Source organism: Variovorax sp. 01N425, from assembly GCF_056399465.1.
Genome location: NZ_JBFTRJ010000009.1, coordinates 176,989 through 194,137 on the forward strand (window position 1 = coordinate 176,989; position 17,149 = coordinate 194,137).

The 17,149-nt window shown below is 66.9% G+C and carries 15 protein-coding genes; 7 read left to right on the top strand and 8 right to left on the bottom strand.

Translation table 11 applies throughout. From position 1 onward, the window contains the following. Positions 1-2: 2 nt before the first annotated feature. From AC1DSC_RS17950 to AC1DSC_RS17965, 4 genes are read right to left on the bottom strand one after another with little or no spacing between them, the layout of a single operon-like run. The gene (locus tag AC1DSC_RS17950) at positions 3-953 is read right to left on the bottom strand and encodes an ABC transporter substrate-binding protein (protein ID WP_278878593.1); all 951 of its coding nucleotides are present in this window, start codon (positions 951-953) and stop codon (positions 3-5) included. 29 nt (positions 954-982) lie between these two features. Beyond that, the gene (locus AC1DSC_RS17955; protein ID WP_478131837.1) at positions 983-2,011 is read right to left on the bottom strand and encodes an ABC transporter permease; all 1,029 of its coding nucleotides are present in this window, start codon (positions 2,009-2,011) and stop codon (positions 983-985) included. A gap of 17 nt (positions 2,012-2,028) precedes the next feature. After that, on the bottom strand, positions 2,029-3,558 hold the full coding sequence (locus AC1DSC_RS17960) for a sugar ABC transporter ATP-binding protein (RefSeq protein WP_478131838.1): 1,530 nt from the start codon (positions 3,556-3,558) through the stop codon (positions 2,029-2,031). A 6-nt stretch (positions 3,559-3,564) separates the two neighbouring features. Continuing rightward, complete coding sequence (locus AC1DSC_RS17965) at positions 3,565-4,440, bottom strand: amidohydrolase family protein (RefSeq protein WP_478131839.1); 876 nt, start codon at positions 4,438-4,440, stop codon at positions 3,565-3,567. Between the two features lie 174 nt (positions 4,441-4,614). Here AC1DSC_RS17965 and AC1DSC_RS17970 point away from each other — a divergent pair, with 174 nt between their 5' ends. Together AC1DSC_RS17970 and AC1DSC_RS17975 are read left to right on the top strand one after the other, a co-directional pair. Further along, complete coding sequence (locus tag AC1DSC_RS17970) at positions 4,615-5,334, top strand: FadR/GntR family transcriptional regulator (RefSeq protein WP_369664598.1); 720 nt, start codon at positions 4,615-4,617, stop codon at positions 5,332-5,334. Between the two features lie 157 nt (positions 5,335-5,491). Beyond that, positions 5,492-5,866: a hypothetical protein gene (locus AC1DSC_RS17975; RefSeq protein WP_278878587.1), complete on the top strand. Its 375-nt coding sequence runs from the start codon at positions 5,492-5,494 to the stop codon at positions 5,864-5,866. 108 nt (positions 5,867-5,974) lie between these two features. Here AC1DSC_RS17975 and AC1DSC_RS17980 read toward each other — a convergent pair whose 3' ends face one another. Then, positions 5,975-8,821 carry a hypothetical protein gene (locus AC1DSC_RS17980; RefSeq protein WP_478131840.1) on the bottom strand — a complete coding sequence of 949 codons (2,847 nt, stop codon included), beginning with the start codon at positions 8,819-8,821 and terminating at the stop codon, positions 5,975-5,977. Between the two features lie 508 nt (positions 8,822-9,329). Between AC1DSC_RS17980 and AC1DSC_RS17985 the strand changes: the two genes are divergently transcribed. Beyond that, positions 9,330-9,605 carry a hypothetical protein gene (locus tag AC1DSC_RS17985; protein WP_278878822.1) on the top strand — a complete coding sequence of 92 codons (276 nt, stop codon included), beginning with the start codon at positions 9,330-9,332 and terminating at the stop codon, positions 9,603-9,605. A gap of 35 nt (positions 9,606-9,640) precedes the next feature. On the opposite strand, the gene AC1DSC_RS17990 is transcribed toward AC1DSC_RS17985, so the two are convergent. Continuing rightward, positions 9,641-11,017, bottom strand: a complete 1,377-nt coding sequence (locus tag AC1DSC_RS17990) for an MFS transporter (protein WP_012748727.1) — start codon at positions 11,015-11,017, stop codon at positions 9,641-9,643. Between the two features lie 265 nt (positions 11,018-11,282). Between AC1DSC_RS17990 and AC1DSC_RS17995 the strand changes: the two genes are divergently transcribed. From AC1DSC_RS17995 to AC1DSC_RS18005, 3 genes are read left to right on the top strand one after another with little or no spacing between them, the layout of a single operon-like run. After that, positions 11,283-12,260, top strand: coding sequence for an amidohydrolase family protein (locus AC1DSC_RS17995; RefSeq protein ID WP_062365361.1), 978 nt, complete (start codon positions 11,283-11,285; stop codon positions 12,258-12,260). A 34-nt stretch (positions 12,261-12,294) separates the two neighbouring features. Next, positions 12,295-13,164, top strand: a complete 870-nt coding sequence (locus AC1DSC_RS18000) for an intradiol ring-cleavage dioxygenase (RefSeq protein ID WP_278878825.1) — start codon at positions 12,295-12,297, stop codon at positions 13,162-13,164. A 4-nt stretch (positions 13,165-13,168) separates the two neighbouring features. Next, positions 13,169-14,230, top strand: a complete 1,062-nt coding sequence (locus AC1DSC_RS18005; protein WP_278878827.1) for a maleylacetate reductase — start codon at positions 13,169-13,171, stop codon at positions 14,228-14,230. On the opposite strand, the gene AC1DSC_RS18010 is transcribed toward AC1DSC_RS18005, so the two are convergent. Further along, positions 14,231-15,184 carry a LysR family transcriptional regulator gene (locus AC1DSC_RS18010; protein WP_278878829.1) on the bottom strand — a complete coding sequence of 318 codons (954 nt, stop codon included), beginning with the start codon at positions 15,182-15,184 and terminating at the stop codon, positions 14,231-14,233. 24 nt (positions 15,185-15,208) lie between these two features. Further along, complete coding sequence (locus AC1DSC_RS18015; protein ID WP_278878831.1) at positions 15,209-15,745, bottom strand: MarR family winged helix-turn-helix transcriptional regulator; 537 nt, start codon at positions 15,743-15,745, stop codon at positions 15,209-15,211. 136 nt (positions 15,746-15,881) lie between these two features. Here AC1DSC_RS18015 and AC1DSC_RS18020 point away from each other — a divergent pair, with 136 nt between their 5' ends. Then, positions 15,882-17,147: an acyl-CoA dehydrogenase family protein gene (locus tag AC1DSC_RS18020; RefSeq protein ID WP_278878833.1), complete on the top strand. Its 1,266-nt coding sequence runs from the start codon at positions 15,882-15,884 to the stop codon at positions 17,145-17,147. Positions 17,148-17,149: the final 2 nt, after the last annotated feature.

The window sequence follows — 17,149 nt, forward strand, 5'->3', positions numbered from 1 at the left end:
AATCAGTCGTACAGGACCGATGCGATCTTCGGGTCAGCGATGTTGGTCTTGTCGTACCAGAAGAAGCCGGTATCGACCACCTTGGGCAGCTTCTCGCCCTTGATCGCCTTCACCGCCATCTCCACCGTCTTGTAGCCCATGCCCACCGGGTTCTGCGTGATGGCGCCGGCCATGCTGCCGTCCATGATCGCGTTCTTCTGCTGCTTGCCGGAGTCGTAGCCGATGATCACGACCTTGCCGCTGCGCTTCATCTCCTTCACGCCGTTGACCACGCCGATGGCCGAGCCCTCGTTGGCGCCGAAGATGCCCTTCAGGTTGGGCGAGGCCTGCAGGATCGACTTGGTGATTTCGGTCGACTTCAGCTGGTCGCCACCGCCGTACTGCACGCTCACGATCTTGATGTTCGGGTAGGCCGACTTGATGCGGTTGACGAAGCCGTCGCGCCGGTCCACGCCGGTGCGGCTGGTCTGGTCGTGCACCACCAGCGCCACCTCGCCGGACTTGCCGATCATCTCGGCCATCTTGTCGGCAGCCAGCGCGGCGGCGGCCTTGTTGTCGGTGGTGGTGGTGGTCACGGGAATGTCGCTGTCCACGCCCGAGTCGAACGCCACCACCGGAATCTTCGCGGCCTGCGCCTTCTTCAGCAGCGGAATGGCGGCCTGGCTGTCGAGCGCGGCAAAGCCGATGGCCTGCGGCTTCTTGGCGAGCGCGGCGGCGAGCATGTCGATCTGCTTGTCGACCATCGCCTCGGTCTCGGGGCCTTCGAAGGTGACCTTCACCTTCAGGTCCTTGGCGGCCTGCTCGGCGCCGGACTTCACGGCCTGCCAGAACTGGTGCTGGAAGCCCTTGGACACGAGCGGAATGTAGATCTCCTGCTGCGGCGCCTGGGCGAAGGCCGGCAGGCCGACGAGGGCCGCGGCCAGCGCGGCGGTGGCTGCTCTTCTTTGGATCATGCGAAGTCTCCTTGGGTTGTGGAAAAGGATCAGTGCGCGCTGCTGCTGCGGCGGCGCAGGATGTCCGCGTACACGGCCAGGATGATGATCACGCCCGTGACCACCGTCTGCCATTCCTGCGCGACCGAGAGAATGCGCAGGCCGTTGGTCAGCACGCTCATGATGAAGGCGCCGATGATCGTGCCCACGATGGTGCCGGTGCCGCCGCTGAGCGAGGTGCCGCCGATGACCACCGCCGCAATCGCATCGAGTTCGTACCCCTGCCCCAGCGCCGGCTGCGCGGAGTTCAGGCGCGAGGCGATCAGGAGGCCCGCGATGCCGCAGATGCCGCCGCTCACCGTGTAGACCACGATCTTCCAGAAATCGGTGTTCACGCCCGACAGGCGCACGGCCTCCTCGTTGCTGCCGAGCGCGAAGGTGTAGCGCCCGAGGATGGTCTTGTTGAGCACGATGCTCGCGGCCACCGCCACCAGGAAGAGGATCAGCACCGCGTTGGGAATCGGCAGCGATGGAATGAAGTAGCCGATCAGCGAATCCTGCGAGATGGCCGGGAAGTCCGGCGTGTCGTTGAAGTAGATCGGCTTGGTGCCCGAGATCACGAGCGACAGGCCCTTGAGCAGCATCATCATGCCCAGCGTGGCAATGAAGGGCGGGATCTTGAGCTTGGCGATCAGCACGCCCGAGACAAACCCCGCCAGCGCACCGAAGAAGATCGCCGCCGTGATGCCCAGCGCGAGCGGCATGCCCATGTAGGTGAGCATCACGCCGGCCATGACCGCGCAGAAGGTCATCAGCGTGCCCACCGAAAGATCGATGCCCGCGGTGATGATGACGAAGGTGCAGGCAATGGCCAGCACGCCGTTCACCGCGGTCGACTGCAGGATGCTCACGAGGTTGTCGGTCTGCAGGAACTGCGGCGACGCGAAGCTGAAGAACACCAGCAGCGCGATCAGGCTGGCAAAGGCCAGGAGCTTTTGCCGCGTGGCGGGACGAAAGAGCCGCGCCTTCAGCGAGAAGCCCGGTGCGGCGGCGGCGGTGGTGGCGGTGGGGGTTGTCAAGGCGTTGTCTCCAGTCCTCAGGCGGTGGCGTCAGCAGCGGCAGCAACAGCGGTTTCACGCCGGGTGGCGAGCTGCATGATCTTTTCCTGCGAGGCTTCGCGCCCCGCGAGTTCGCCGGTGATGCGGCCTTCGCACATCACCAGCACGCGGTGGCTCACGCGCAGTATCTCGGGCAGCTCCGAAGAGATGATCACGATGGCCTTGCCCTCCGCTGCCAGCTGGTTGAGCAGGCGGTAGATCTCGGCCTTGGCGCCCACGTCGATGCCGCGCGTGGGCTCGTCGAAGAAGAGCACGCTGCAGTCGCGCAGCAGCCATTTGGCGATCACGATCTTCTGCTGGTTGCCGCCCGAGAGCAGCCGCACCTGCTGGCGCACCGAGGGCGTCTTGATGCTGAGTTGCTTCACGTAGCGCTCGCCCGCGGCCTCAATGGCCGCCTGGTCGATGAAGACGCCCATCGACAGGAACTTCTTCATGCTCGGCAGCGCGATGTTGGTTTCCACGTCCATGCCGGTGGCCAGGCCGAAGTGCTTGCGGTCTTCGGAGAGATAGCCGATGCCGTGCCGCACGGCATCTTCGGGCGACTTGATCGACACCTTCCTGCCGTGCACCAAGACCTCGCCCGCGTCGATGGCGTCGGCGCCGAACACCGCGCGCGCGAGCTCGGTGCGGCCCGCGCCCATGAGCCCCGCAAAGCCCAGGATCTCGCCCTTGCGCAGCACGAAGCTGGCGTTGCGCACCAGCGCGCCGCGCGTGATGCCGCGCGCGTCGAGCACGACCTCGTTGCCCGAGGTGTCGGGGAAGTCGTTCTCCACCTCGGTGAGCTGGCGGCCCACCATCATCGCGATCAGCGAGTCCATCGGCGTGCCGGCCATCGGCACGGTGGCGATGTACTGGCCGTCGCGCATCACGGTCACGCGGTCGGCGATGCGCTTGAGTTCGTCCATCTTGTGCGAGATGTAGACAATGGCCACGCCCTGCGACCGGAGCTGGCCGATGATGCGGAACAGGTCGGCCACCTCCTCGTTGTTGAGCGCGGCGGTGGGCTCGTCCATGATGAGCACGCGCGAATCGAACGACAGCGCCTTGGCGATCTCCACCATCTGCTGCCTGGCGACCGTGAGTTCGCCGACCGGCGTGTGCGGGTCGAGCCGCAGGTTCATGCGCGCGAAGATGCGCTCGGCCTGGGTGCGCATCGTGTCTTCGTCGATGAAGAGGCCGAAGCGCCCGCGCGGCTCGCGGCCGATGAAGATGTTCTGCGCGGCGCTCAGGTGGTTCATCAGGTTGAGATCCTGGTGGATGATCCCGATGCCCAGCGCCTGCGCCGCGCGCGGGCTCGCGATGTCCACGGGCTGGCCGTCGATCAGCACTTCGCCGGAATCCTTGCTGTAGACGCCGGCCAGCACCTTCATGAGGGTGGACTTGCCCGCGCCGTTCTCGCCCATCAGCGCATGCACCTCGCCGGGCAGCAGGTCGAACTGCGCCTTGTCGAGCGCGCGCACGCCGGCAAAGGACTTGCAGAGGTCGCGGATGGTGACGATGGGTGCCATGCGTGTTCAGTCCGCCGAGAGGCCATAGAAGCGCTGCGCGGTGCCGCGCCAGATGTGCGACTGCTCGGCGTCCGAGAGGCGGCCGATGCAGGCTTCGCTGACGGCGATCCAGCCCGCGTAGTCGCCGGCCAGGGTGAGCACCGGCCAGTCGCTGCCCCACATGAGGCGCGCGGGGCCGAAGCTCTCGAGCAGCGGCTCCCACACCGGGCGCACGGCGTGCACCGCCACATCGACATCGTGGTGCGCCGCCTGCGGCGCCTCGCCCCAGAGCCCGGAGAACTTGCAGCACACCTGCGGCAGCGCGGCGAGCGCGGCCGTGTCCTTGCGCCAGGCCGCGAAGGCTTCGCTGCCGTGCGCGCCCACGGGCGGCTTGGCGGCGTGGTCGATCACCACGGGCAATTGCGGCCAGTCTTCCAGGAAGCGCAGCAGCGAAGGCAGGTGCCGCGGCTTCACCAGCGCATCGAAGCGCAGGCCCAGGCGGATCAGGGCCTCGATGGCATCGGCACGCGGCATGCGCGCGATCCAGTCGTCGTCGGGCAGGTCTTGCAGCATCGGCCGCACGCCCTTGAACTTGGGGTGCTGCGCCATGCGCTCGAGCGAGGCCACGGCGTCGGGGCTGCCCAGGTCGACCCAGCCAACCACGCCGCCCACCACCTCGTGCGCACTGGCCAGCTCGAGCATGAAGCCGGTCTCGGCCTGCGAATCGACGGCCTGCACCAGCACGGTCCGCTCGACGCCATGCGCCCGCAGCAGGGGCGCGAGATGCTCGGGAAGGAAGTCGCGCACCAGCGGCGCAAGGGCGGGCACATCGGCGCGCAGCCATGTGTAGTCGCCGCGCGCGGGCCGCCAGAAATGCTGATGCGAGTCGATGCGCTGTCTCATGCTCCGTCTCTTTTGGCCTTACCAATTTGGCGAGGCCACTTTGCCATAGCGCCCAAAATGGCCCCACCGGAACAAACCCTTTGCGGGTTTTCCCGCGAAATACCGCTCATTAGTAGCAATCACTACATCGAGGGTGGCAAACTGGCATGACCAGATCGACGGCCTGCCCTTCTCATGCTTCCCCCCGCCACCACCAAACCCACCGACACCCGCCGGCTCTACCAGCAGGTTGCCGACCAGATCCGGGCTGTCATCCGCGACGGCAACCTGCCCGTCGGCGCGCGCCTGCCACCGGAGCGGGAGTTGGCCCTGCAGCTGGGTGTGTCGCGGCCTTCGCTGCGCGAAGCGCTGATTGCCCTGGAGATCGACGGGCGCATCGAGATACGGATGGGGTCGGGCGTGTATGTCTGCGCGTCGCCCGACACGCCGGAGCGCGCCACGCCGGCGGTGGGCGAGAGCCCGTCCGAAATGATCCAGGCGCGCGCGATGCTCGAAGGCTCGGTCGTCACGCTGGCCTCCGCCCGCGTGAACCCGCAGCACCTGGAGCGCGTGAAGGCCTCGCTGGAAAGCATGCGCGAGGACGGCCTGAACGGCCGCGCGCAGATCGAGAACGACCGGCGCTTCCACATCGCCATCGCCGAGATGACCGGCAACTCGGTGCTTGTGCGGCTGGTGGGGGAACTGTTCGATGGCCGGCACAGCCCGATCTCCTCGCGCATGAGCGAGCGCGCCGAGAATTCGCATGCGTGGAAGGCGGCCTTTGCCGAGCACGAGGCGATCTACCGCGCGCTCGAAGCGCGGGACCCGCAGGCCGCGGTGGCAGCCATGCTGCATCACCTGAGCGCCTCGCATGCGCGGTGGACGGAGGAATCGGCGCTGCCTGCGGCGGGCTGACAGCCCCGCAGCGCCGCATCATGGCCGACTTGCGCCAGCAGCACAGTGGAGGCGTCCTCATCGGTCGAGGTGCATTCCGGCCGGATGGCCTGCGCGCTGGCGGCGGCCTCGCTCAAGCAGGCGGGACGCGGCTGAACACCGCATCAGAATGCAGCGCATGAACAACCACAGCGACATGCAGGACACCGCCGAATACGTCCCTTTCGAGGAATTCCGCCAAGGCCTGCCGCAGGGGCGTTTTCGCGTGATCGTCAATCCCGCGCTGGCAGCGGCCTTCGTGTCTCACAGGACCTACGCCATGCCGCTGGCGATTGCCCTCATCGGCCCGGGCATCGCCCTGGCGCTGGCCGGCCTTCCATGGGCAGGCGGGCCGCTGGTGGCGGCCGGCATTCTGCTCCGATGGTCTGTCAAGAGCCACGCGCCGCGCATCCTGCTGCACCTGGCCACGCGCGTGCCATCGGTCTACGAGCAGGCCACTGTGCATGGCGTGATGGAAGTGCGCCGCGCCGATCCGGCCGCAGCATTGCGCTGAGCCGGAACTGCGCGGGCTTGTCGGGGGCGGGCCGCTAAGGCCCGTCCCTTCTTTTCAGAAGCATCCACCACCGCCCCTCTCGACGAAGGACGGTGGCCGGACCATCGATCAGCCCAGCACGCTGTCCAGGATGCCGGCCACCGGCGTTCCGCCGCCGCCAAGCCCTTGATCGACCTGGCTGGTGATCGGCGTGGTGGTCCCACCCAGGAGGTCACCGCCGAGCAGGTTGCCGACGAGGCCGTTTTCACCCAGCACACCGTCCAGCAGGTCGCCGCCGAGCAGATCACCGCCCGGGAGATCGCCGCCGAGCACGTTGCCGACGAGGCCGTCTTCGCCCAGCACGCCGTTGAGCAGGTCGCCGCCGAGCACGTCGCCACTCAGGAGGTCGCCGCCGAGCACGTTGCCGACCAAGCCGTCTTCACCCAGCACGCCATCCAGCAGATCACCGCCGAGCAGATCACCACCCAAGAGGTCGCCACCGAGCACATTGCCGACCAGGCCGTCTTCGCCGAGGACGCCATCGAGCAGATCGCCGCCGAGCAGATCACCGCCCAGGAGGTCGCCGCCGAGCAGGTTGCCGACCAGGCCGTCTTCACCCAGCACGCCGTCCAGCAAATCACCGCCGAGCAAGTCGCCACCCAAGAGATCGCCRCCRAKCAGGTTGCCRACGAGGCCGTCYTCRCCCAGCACGCCACCCAGCAGATCACCGCCGAGAAGATCACCACCCAAGAGATCGCCGCCAAGCAGGTTGCCAACAAGGCCGTCCTCACCGAGTACGCCACCCAGCAGATCACCGCCGAGAAGATCACCACCCAGGAGATCGCCACCGAGCAGGTTGCCAACGAGGCCGTCCTCACCCAGCACGCCACCCAGCAGATCACCGCCGAGCAAGTCACCACCCAGGAGATCGCCACCGAGCACGTTGCCCAGCACGCCGTCGGTCAGGCCGCCGAGCAGGCCGTCCTCGCCGCCCAGCAGGCCACCGAGCGGGCTGTCTCCGATCAGGCCGCCGGCGACGCCGTCCACGCCGAGCAGGTTGTCCACCACGCCGTCCTGGCCGAGCAGGCTGCCGGTCAGGCCTTCGCTGCCCAGCACGCCGGCCAGCGTACCGTCTCCGCCCAGCAGGCCGCCGAGTGCGCCGTCGCCGCCGAGCAGGCCGCCCAGCAGACCCTCTTGGCCCAGCGGTCCGCCGAGCAGGCCGCCCAGCACGCCGTCTTCACCCAGGAGGCCACCGACGACGCCTTCGTCGCTCAGCACGTTGCCCAGCAGGCCGCCGACGGCGCTGTCTTCACCCAGCAGGTTGCCGACCAGGCCGTCTTCGGCGAGCAGGCCCCCTACCAGGCCTTCTTCCTGGACCAGGCCGCTCAGCAGGCTGTTCTCGCCCAGCACGCCTTCGACCACGTTCTCGACGACGCCGCCGTCGCCCACGAGGTCTTCCACGACACCGTCGAGACCGAGGGCCGTGGTCGCGCCGCTCAGGATGCCGTTTTCGCCCACGAGGTTGTCCAGGCCGTTCTGAAGCGCATCGGTGACGTGGTCGACCTGGCCGACCAGCGCATCGGTAGCGCCTTCGCCCAGCAGGGGATCGATGATGGGCGCTGCCACGCCGTCCACGCTGTCGACCACGGTCTCGGTGAAATCGTCCACCGGATCGAACTGGTTCGGATCGTCCCGTGTGAACTCCTCGCCCAGGATCGGAGACACGATGTCATCGACCAGGTCGGTCGCGCCGTCGATGACGCCCGGCACCGGGGTGAGTGAACCACCCAGGCCCAGGTTGTCGTCGGTCGAGCCGATCAAGCCGCCGGTGAGGTCGTCGCCCGGATCGAGGAGGTGATCGCCGTCTGCGTCTGCATCTGCATCTGCATCTGCATCGGCATCGGCATCTGCATCTGCATCTGCATCGGCGTCGGCGTCGGCGTCGGCGTCGGCGTCGGCATCGGCGTCGGCGTCCGCATCAGCATCAGCATCAGCATCAGCATCCGCGTCAGTATCGGCATCGGCATCGGCATCGGCATCGGCATCCGCGTCAGCATCCGCGTCGGCGTCGGCGTCGGCATCGGCGTCCGCATCCGCATCCGCATCCGCATCCGCATCCGCATCGGCGTCCGCATCCGCATCCGCATCGGCGTCCGCATCAGCATCAGCATCGGCATCAGCATCAGCATCAGCATCAGCATCAGCATCGGCATCGGCATCGGCATCAGCATCGGCATCGGCATCAGCATCAGCATCAGCATCGGCATCGGCATCGGCATCGGCATCGGCATCGGCATCGGCATCGGCATCGGCATCAGCATCACTGTCGCTGTCACCATCGTCGAGGCCGCCCCCCGTACCGCCGCCGGTGCCGCTGCCAAGGAAGAACGGAACCGTTCCGCCGTCGCTGCCGCCACCGCCGCCCAAGGCCGCGCCGAGCGCGACTGCTCCGAGCGCGCCGAGGGCGAACTCGCCCAGGCCGATGCCGGCTGCACCGGTGTGCGCCTTGGTGACGGCAACTGCCGCCGCATCGGCATCGTTGTCGGGCGGCGTGATCTTGAGGTCGCCCGTGGCGACGTCGACGTTCACCTGCTCGAGGCCGCCCGGCAGCTTGGTCGATCCGAGCGTTGCGTCGGTGCCGCCGGTAAAGACGCCGGCCAGCGGCGCCTTGTTGGAAGGCGAGCCCGGAAACAACACCTCGGCCTGGCCACCTTCGGGGACCAGCACGCGGTCGCCGGTGAGAAGGGCGTGGCTGCCGTCCACGGGAATCCGGACGCCGTCGCGAATCAGCGCGGTGCCGGGTGTGGCATTGGAAAGCGATCCGATGCTGGACGGCCCGGGGGCGGCGACCGGCGGCACTGGAGACGATCCCATCGGAGCGATGGGGGTCACCGTGGCTTGGGCGATGACCACCGGTGCAACGTCGTTGTTGACGGCTCCGGAAGTGGATGGAATCGATGTCTGCGACGCGGTCATGTGAGAGGCCTCCTCGTTTATTGGATGGTCACAAGTGGCAACATGCGTGCCACTGCCCTTCCACTCCGGGGAAGCCTCGTGCGATTTATTGCAAACGGTTGATTAAAAAGGCTTTTTCTCCATTCATGCGTGCGGCGGAAGCAGCGCCGTTCGTCACAGGCACCCAAGCTTTTGGCTGTTGCTACGTTACGCGGGGGAGCGCGTACCGCGTAACACAGCCTGCAATCCGGCCGGGCCTTTGGCCTTTGGATATGCGGGACAACAAGATCCAAACCCTCGCTGCAAGCTCGGGACATCAGCCCACACCCAACGGCGGCGATTGGCACGGTGGGACCGAGCGCGATATCGAACCGCGATGGCAATGGCGCCCAGGCAGGCCGCGGCCACCGTGACAAATCTCACGCTCTTCGGCGGCAATGTCACCAGCTTTGGGGATTTTGGATTGAGATGTAATCCATTAGGCCTCTTTTTACGTTCTGGCGCCTCAACACCGAGACGGGAGCCCCGCATGACCACCACCGATCCACAAGCAGTCTTCGAGGCGAGCGGCCGCCTGGGCGCCATGGAGGTCCTGGGAACGCAGTTCAGTGCGGTGGTGTCGATGCTGCGCGCCATGTATGCGGCGCACCCAGAGCCGGCCAAGGTGCGGCACGGCTTCGACCGGCTCATCGGCCAGCTGCTGGTCAGCCCCTACATGGGCCATGACCCGGACCGCGCCGTCGTCCTGCTCGACACGGCGGCGGCATTGACGCGTCCGCTTGCGGAAGCCGATCCGCACGGATAGGTGCGGGACAGGTGCGGGCGGCCTGCGCTGCCCGGTCAGCTCCCGGCGGTTCCGGAGACGCCCGCCGCCACCTTGCCCAGCGCAGGCGCGGCCTCCGCCTTCAGCACCGAGGCCGAGCGGTCGTGCTGGATGAGCAGCACCGCGACCATGCCGATGACCGCCGGAATGGCAATCGCAATGAAGTTCTGGTGCAGCGGCAGGTTCATGCCGACCAGCATGCCGATGACGATCGGCGCCAGGATCGCGCCGCTGCGGCCCACGCCCAATGCCCAACCCAGGCCGGTGGCGCGCACGGCCATCGGGTAGTACTGGCCGGTGTAGGCGTTGGCCACGATCTGCGTGCCGATCGTCGATGCGCCGGCCAGCCCGATCAGGATGAACAGCACCGGTGTCGGCATCTTGTAGCCCAGCAGCGTGAGCGACACCGCGGCCAGCGCATACATCCCGGCGAGCACGTACTTGATGTGGAACCGGTCGGCGAGCCAGCCGCCCGCGATGGCGCCGACCATCGCACCCGCGTTCAGCACCAGCACGAAGGTCAGGGCCGAGCCCAGGCTGTAGCCCGCGCTTGCCATGAGCTTGGTGAGCCATGAGCTCAGCGCGAAGACCATGAACAGGCACATGAAGAACGCGATCCAGAACATCACGGTGCTGAAGCCGCGGCCATCGAAGAAGAGGTGCTTGATCGGCGCGCTGTCGGCCCGGTCCTTGGCCGGCACCGCGAAGCGGTCGGTCGCCTGCGGCGTGTAGCTGGGGTCGAGCCGTGAGGCGATCTTCTTCAGCTCTTCCGTACGGCCCTGGGCCAGCAGGAAGGGCATCGATTCCGGAACCGACTTGAGGATGAAGGGAATCAGCAAGACCGGCAGGCCGGCCGCGAAGAACACCGATTGCCAACCGTAGCTTTCGATGAGCCCCTTGCCGAGGATCGCCGCGATCATTCCCCCGACCGCATAGCCGCTGAACATCAGCGTGACGAGGGTCGCACGGATCTTCTTCGGCGAGTACTCGGTCATCTGCGCGACGACGTTCGGCATCACGCCGCCGATGCCGAGCCCGGCAAGAAAGCGCATGGCGCTGAACGCAATGGCGTCCTCCGCCAGCCCGGCGCAGGCCGTGAACACGCTGAAGAGGCCCACGCAGATGGCGATCGCCCAGCGGCGGCCGATCCGGTCGGCAATGGTCCCCATGAAGATGGCGCCGAACATCATTCCGAAAAGCGCGGAGCTGACCATGAAGCCCGCGTTGGTGGCGTCGACGCCCATCTTCTTCATGATCGAGGGCAATGCGATGCCCACGACCGACAGGTCGTAGCCGTCGAACACGATGATCAGCGCGCACCAGAACAGCACGAGGCCGTGGAAGCGGTTGAAGCGGGCATCGTCGGCCAGCTTGTGAAGATCGATTTGGCGCATGGCTCTTGTCTCCTTCGAATGGCAAAGATCGCGGCCAGGCATGGCTGGCAGTGGCAGCGATCATGGGCGTGCCGGTTTCGAGGGTCCAACGCATTTTCCGGATGTCCTCTATGCAGCCTGTGAATGTTGGGGCGGGTCTACCCATGGGTTGCGGCCACCCTGCCCCTGCATGCGATCTTCGAATGCGCGCTATCACCGATTTTTGTTGGACCGTGCCTGCCGCCGCCCATAGATTGGCCCATCCGCCCGCACACAGGAGATAGGCATGCAAGGAAAGATCGGTCTCGAAGAACATTTCGCAATTCCACAGACGCTGCAGGATTCAGCGGGCTTCGTGCCCGGCGTCTATTGGAAGGAGCTCAGCAGCCGCCTGCTCGACATCCATGACGGGCGCCTGCGCCAGATGGATGAGCACGGCATGGAGATGATGATCCTCTCGCTCAACGCGCCCGCGGTCCAGGCGGTGGCCGATCCGGTGAAGGCGTACGAGCTCGCGGTGCGCGCCAACGACTTTCTCGCGGAGCAGGTGGCGAAGAGGCCCGACCGCTTCCAGGCCTTTGCCGCCTTGCCGATGCAGGACCCCGAGAAGGCCACGCAGGAACTCGAGCGCTGCATGACCGTGCTCGGCTTTCGCGGCGCGCTGGTCAATGGCTTCTCGCAGGTGGGCACGCCCGACAACGTCGCCTACTACGATGCGCCGCAGTACGCGCCCTTCTGGGCCGCCGCGGAGCGGCTCGATGCGCCGTTCTACCTGCATCCGCGCAACCCCATCGCGAGCTGGGCGCAGATCTACGAAGGCCACCCCTGGCTGCTCGGCCCCACCTGGGCCTTTGCGCAGGAGACCGCGGTTCATGCGCTGCGGCTCATGGCAAGCGGCCTCTTCGATCGCCATCCGGGGCTCAAGATCATCCTCGGCCACCTGGGCGAGGGCCTGCCCTACAACATGTGGCGCGTCGATCACCGCAACGCCTGGGTCAAGGCGCCCAAGGGCTATCCGGCCAAGCGCAAGCTCTGCGAGTACTTCCAGGAAAACTTCTATCTCACGACCTCCGGCAACTTCCGCACCCAGACGCTGATCGATGCGATGCTGGAGGTTGGATCGGACCGCATCCTGTTCTCGACCGACTGGCCGTTCGAGAACATCGACCATGCCTCGAACTGGTTCAACGACACGAGCATCAGCGAGGCCGACCGCAAGAAGATCGGCCGGACGAACGCGATGTCGCTGTTCAAGCTGGCCTGATCCCAAGGCGCTCATCGACAAGGCACAGGCACCCATGATCGACATCGACGAATGGACCATCACCAGCGCGGCCCTGAAGGCGCAGGCCGCCACGCCCAGCCCGCGCCTGAAGGCCGTGATGGACAGCCTGGTGCGGCATCTGCACGACTTTGCGCGCGAGGTGCAGCTCACCGAGGCCGAGTGGGCCTGCGGCATCGACTTTCTCACGCGGGTCGGAAAGATCACGGACGACAAGCGCCAGGAGTTCATCCTGCTGTCCGACGTGCTGGGGCTTTCGACGCTGGTCACCGCGCAGTGCAACCGGCGCCCGACGGGATGCACCGAGGCGACGGTGTTCGGGCCCTTCTACGTGCCCGATGCGCCGCAGTACGAGAATGGCGACGACATCTCCAACGGCGCGAGCGGCGAGCCCTGCTTCGTCGCCGGCACCATCCGGGGCATCGGTGGCGAGCCGATCGGCGATGCGAGCATCGACGTGTGGCAGTCCGATGATGAAGGCTGGTACGACGTGCAGCGCCCCGGGCTGGACCATGCGCAGGGACGCGGCCACCTGAAGAGCCTCGAGGACGGGCGCTACCACTTCAAGTCCATCGTGGCCGTGCCCTACGCCATTCCGCACGACGGCCCGGTGGGCCAGCTGCTGGAGCAGCTCGGCCGCCACCCGTGGCGTCCCGCGCACCTGCACTTCATGATCAAGGCGCCGGGCTACGAGCCGCTCATCACCCACGTGTTCCGCTCGGGCGGCAGCTACCTGGGCTCGGACGCCGTGTTCGGCGTGCGCTCTTCCCTCATCGCCGACTGGAAGCGCCACGAGCCCGGCATCGCGCCCGACGGAACGCACATGAAGGTGCCGTTCCACACGCTCGACTACGACTTCGTCCTGAACAACGCATCCAGGGACTAGGGGCATGGAGCGCTTCGTCTACACCGCGAGCCCTTCGCGCATCGTCTTCGGTGCGGACAGCATCGACCAGCTGCCAGCGGAGATCGAGCGCCTGGGCGCGACGCGCGCCCTCGTCCTGTGCACGCCCAACCAGCGCGAGCAGGCGCAAGCCATTGCCGACCGGCTGCCGGGCCGCATCGCAGGGATCTTCGATGAAGCAGCCATGCACGTGCCGATCGAGACCGCGCGCAAGGCACGCGCACTGGCTTCGGAGCTGAAGGCGGATTGCGCGCTGGCGGTGGGTGGTGGCTCCACCATCGGGCTCGGCAAGGCGATTGCGCTGGAGTCCGGCCTGCCGATCATCGCGGTGCCGACGACCTATGCGGGCAGCGAAGCGACGCCCATCTACGGCATCACGGAAGCGGGGCTGAAGAAGACCGGACGCGATGCACGCGTGCTTCCGCGTGTCGTCATCTACGACCCCAGGCTCACGCTGTCGCTGCCCCTGGACCTGACGGTCACGAGCGCGATCAATGCGATGGCGCACGCGGCGGAAGGCCTGTATGCGCACGACGGCAACCCGGTGATCTCATTGATGGCAGAAGAAGGCATCCGCGCCTGCGCGGCGTCGCTGCAACCGCTGCGGGACAACCCGCGCGACCTGCCCGCACGCAGCCAGGCCCTCTACGGCGCCTGGCTGTGCGGCACGGTGCTCGGTGCCGTGTCGATGGGCCTGCACCACAAGCTGTGCCACACGCTGGGCGGCACCTTCGATTTGCCGCATGCGCAGGTGCACACCGTGGTTCTTCCGCATGCGCTTGCGTACAACGCGAGCGCGGCGCCAGAGGCCATGGCGCGCATTGCAAGAGCCCTGGGAACCGCGGAGGCGGCCATGGGGTTCTTCGAACTCGCAAGAACGCACGGCGCTGCCGTGTCGCTGAAGGCTATCGGCATGCCGGCCGCCGGTCTTGAGCATGCAGCCGATCTGGCAGTCTCCAACCAGTATCCGAATCCGCGGCCGCTCGAGAAGGCGGCGCTGCGCGCCCTGCTCGGCCGCGCATGGGAGGGCGCGCCGCCGCAAGCCTGATCAGGTGGCTCGCGCCTGCGGCGCAGGCTCGCGGCTCGACCGTTCATGGAAGAGCCCGAAGATCAGCTCGCGCAGCCAGCGGTTGCCGCTGTCCTGGTGAAAGCGCTCGTGCCACTGCTGGCGGATCTCGAAGGGCCTGACCTCGAACGGCGCGTCGACGCTGTGCAGGTCCGCGCGCGACGCCACCATGGCCTTGGCAAGGCGTGCCGGCGCGGTCAGCAGCAACCCCGACGTGGCGACGATCGACGTCAGGCCGAGCGAATGGGCGGCGGTAAGCACGACCCGCCGCCGGTCGAGCGCGCCGGCCCTCTCCAGGGTTTGCTGGAGCTGCAAGTCGGTGGTGCCCTGGGGCCGGTAGGCAATGTGCTCGGCCGCAAGGTAGTCGTCGAGCTCGATGCGCTCGCGCGCGCCCAGCGGCGACGCCTTCGACATCAGCACGACGAAGGTCTCGTCGAACAGCCGCTGCTGGTAGAACGATGGCCCCATCGCTTCCCAGCTGCCCAGGGCGACGTCGATCTGCCCGTGGAGCATGCGCTGCCGGGCCTCGGCCACGGAGACATCCACGGTTTCGAAACGAACCCCCGGCGCGATGCCGCGCGCGACCGAAAGCAGCTCGGGCACCATGACCAGTTGCCCGATGTCGTTGACGGCGATCCGGAACGTGCGGCTGGAGGTCTCGGGCTCGAAGGTCCGGCCCTGGTCGACCGCCTGCACCAGGCACGCGATGCCTTCCTCGATGGGCGCGATGAGCCGCTCGGCGACCGGCGTGGGCACCATGCCGTCGGCCGAGCGCACGAACAGCGCGTCGTTGAAGCGTTCGCGCATGCGCTTGAGGGCATTGCTCACCGCGGACTGCGTCATGCCGAGGCGGTCGCCCGCGAGCGTGACGCTGCGCGTGGCGTAGATCGCCTGGAACACCAGGAAAAGGTTCAGGTCGATGGAGTTGATGTTCATGGCGCCGCCTCCTTCACCGAACGGTCATTCGTTGTCCAGCACGGCCAGGTTGTCGTAGACCATCCGGAGCATGTCCCGAAGCGATTCGGCCTGCGTGGTAGTCAAGCCGGCCAGCGAGACACGCTCGTAGACCTGGGCCAGCGGAATGATCCGCAGCGTGAGGTCGCGGCCCGCCTCGGTCAGGCTCAGCGCGAGCGCGCGCGCATCCTCGTCCGACCGGTCGCGCACCAGCACGCCGCGCTGCAGGAGGCCATCGACCACCCGCGAGAGCGTGGAAGCGTCCGTCGACGTGTGCAGCGCCAGATCCGAGAGGCGCTGATGCGCCTTGTGGTGCAGCGCCACGCACACCCGCCACTCGGTCAGCGAGAGCTTGAACTGCTTGAGCTCCTTGCTGAACGACTGCCCCATGCGCATGCCTGCGCGGGCAAGCAGGTACGGAATGGCCCGCTCGAGGTCATGGTCCGTTAATTTATCTGCGTTTGCATTCAATTTTGGAGGTGCCTCGGTGCGCGCCTTGCGTGGCTGCGTCGACTTCGCTGCGGTCTGTTTTCTGGTGGCCATACCGAATGCTACAGGCGATTGCCGGCATCGATATAGCGTAAACCCCAAGCATTTATTATTTGCATTTGCAAATTTCATGCGCTTCAATCGAAGCCTTGCCACCGTCGAGTTCCCACCCACCATCCGGAGACCACCAATGACTGAAGCCGCCAACCCCTTTGCCCAACTGGACCGCGTAGACCTCCCCGCTCCGGGCCGAAAGTCGCCCGTGACGGACGCGCCTTCGATCGAAACAATAGCTGCATCTGCAAGCAATCTGGTGCCGATGCTGCGCGAGCGGGCGCAGCAAACCGAACAGGACCGCCGCGTTTCCGAGGCCACCACGCAGGCCTTCCACGACGCGGGCTTCTTCAGGCTGATGCAGCCCGCGCGCTACGGCGGCTACGAGTACGGGTTCACTGCGTTCATCGACGTGGTCAGCGAGTTGGCGCGGGGCTGCACCTCGTCATCGTGGGGCTGCTCGCTCGGCGCCATCCACCAGTGGCTGGTCGCGATCTTTCCGGAAGAGGCGCAGGACGACGTCTGGCGCAAGGACCCGCGCGCGATCGTCTGCGGCTCGTATGCGCCCGCGACCATGGCCGAGAAGGTCGACGGCGGCTATCGGGTGCAAGGCAAGTGGCTCTTTGCCTCGAACGTGGACAACTCGCAGTGGGCCTTGCTGGGCGTGCAGTTTCCGCCTGAAGAAAAAGGCGCCCCGCCGACAGCCGGCTTTTTGCTCGCGCCGCGCTCGGACTGGGCCATCGAGGACAACTGGCACGTGGCCGGCCAGGCAGGCACCGGGTCCAAGGCGATCGTCATCGACAAGCCGGTGTTCATTCCGGGGCACCGCAAGCTGACCTTCGCGGAGGCATCCTCCAACAATCCGCCGGGCGCCAAGGTCAACGCGAATCCGATCTACCGCATCCCCTTTCTGTCGGCGGTGCCGGTCTGCCTGGTGTCGCCGATCGTCGGCACCGCGCAAGGCGCGGTCGACGAACTGATCGCACTGGCCGGCACGCGCGTCACCCGGGGCGCCGTGGCCGGCGGCGGCAGCCGGCTCAGCGAATTCTTTCCCGTGCAGTCGCGCCTGGCCGAAGCCTCGGCCAGCGTCGATGCGGCGCGGCTGCTGCTCTATCGCGACACCGCGCAGGTGGAGCAGATGGCCGTGGACGGCCACGTCATCAGCATCGAGCAGCGGATCCGCAACCGGCGCGACCATGCCTTTGCCGCGCGGCTCTCGCGCGATGCCGTCGAGGCGGTGTTCGCGAGCGTCGGAGGCGCGGGCCTGTCGCTGAACCAGCCGATCCAGCGCATGTGGCGCGACACGAATGCGATCTCGCGCCACATCAGCCTCAACTGGGACGCGGTCTCCTCGATGGTGGGCCAGTACCTGCTCGGCCTGGAGCCGAAGGGCCAGTACTGACC

What these genes read in the sequence shown, in the direction of transcription:
- AC1DSC_RS18005 (WP_278878827.1), top strand. Translation starts at nt 13,169, where the DNA reads ATGGAGCGCTTCGTCTACACCGCGAGCCCTTCGCGCATCGTCTTCGGT.
- AC1DSC_RS18010 (WP_278878829.1), bottom strand. Translation starts at nt 15,184, where the DNA reads ATGAACATCAACTCCATCGACCTGAACCTTTTCCTGGTGTTCCAGGCG.
- AC1DSC_RS17960 (WP_478131838.1), bottom strand. Translation starts at nt 3,558, where the DNA reads ATGGCACCCATCGTCACCATCCGCGACCTCTGCAAGTCCTTTGCCGGC.
- AC1DSC_RS17995 (WP_062365361.1), top strand. Translation starts at nt 11,283, where the DNA reads ATGCAAGGAAAGATCGGTCTCGAAGAACATTTCGCAATTCCACAGACG.
- AC1DSC_RS17970 (WP_369664598.1), top strand. Translation starts at nt 4,615, where the DNA reads ATGCTTCCCCCCGCCACCACCAAACCCACCGACACCCGCCGGCTCTAC.
- AC1DSC_RS18000 (WP_278878825.1), top strand. Translation starts at nt 12,295, where the DNA reads ATGATCGACATCGACGAATGGACCATCACCAGCGCGGCCCTGAAGGCG.
- AC1DSC_RS17975 (WP_278878587.1), top strand. Translation starts at nt 5,492, where the DNA reads ATGAACAACCACAGCGACATGCAGGACACCGCCGAATACGTCCCTTTC.
- AC1DSC_RS17990 (WP_012748727.1), bottom strand. Translation starts at nt 11,017, where the DNA reads ATGCGCCAAATCGATCTTCACAAGCTGGCCGACGATGCCCGCTTCAAC.
- AC1DSC_RS17950 (WP_278878593.1), bottom strand. Translation starts at nt 953, where the DNA reads ATGATCCAAAGAAGAGCAGCCACCGCCGCGCTGGCCGCGGCCCTCGTC.
- AC1DSC_RS17985 (WP_278878822.1), top strand. Translation starts at nt 9,330, where the DNA reads ATGACCACCACCGATCCACAAGCAGTCTTCGAGGCGAGCGGCCGCCTG.
- AC1DSC_RS17965 (WP_478131839.1), bottom strand. Translation starts at nt 4,440, where the DNA reads ATGAGACAGCGCATCGACTCGCATCAGCATTTCTGGCGGCCCGCGCGC.
- AC1DSC_RS18015 (WP_278878831.1), bottom strand. Translation starts at nt 15,745, where the DNA reads ATGGCCACCAGAAAACAGACCGCAGCGAAGTCGACGCAGCCACGCAAG.
- AC1DSC_RS18020 (WP_278878833.1), top strand. Translation starts at nt 15,882, where the DNA reads ATGACTGAAGCCGCCAACCCCTTTGCCCAACTGGACCGCGTAGACCTC.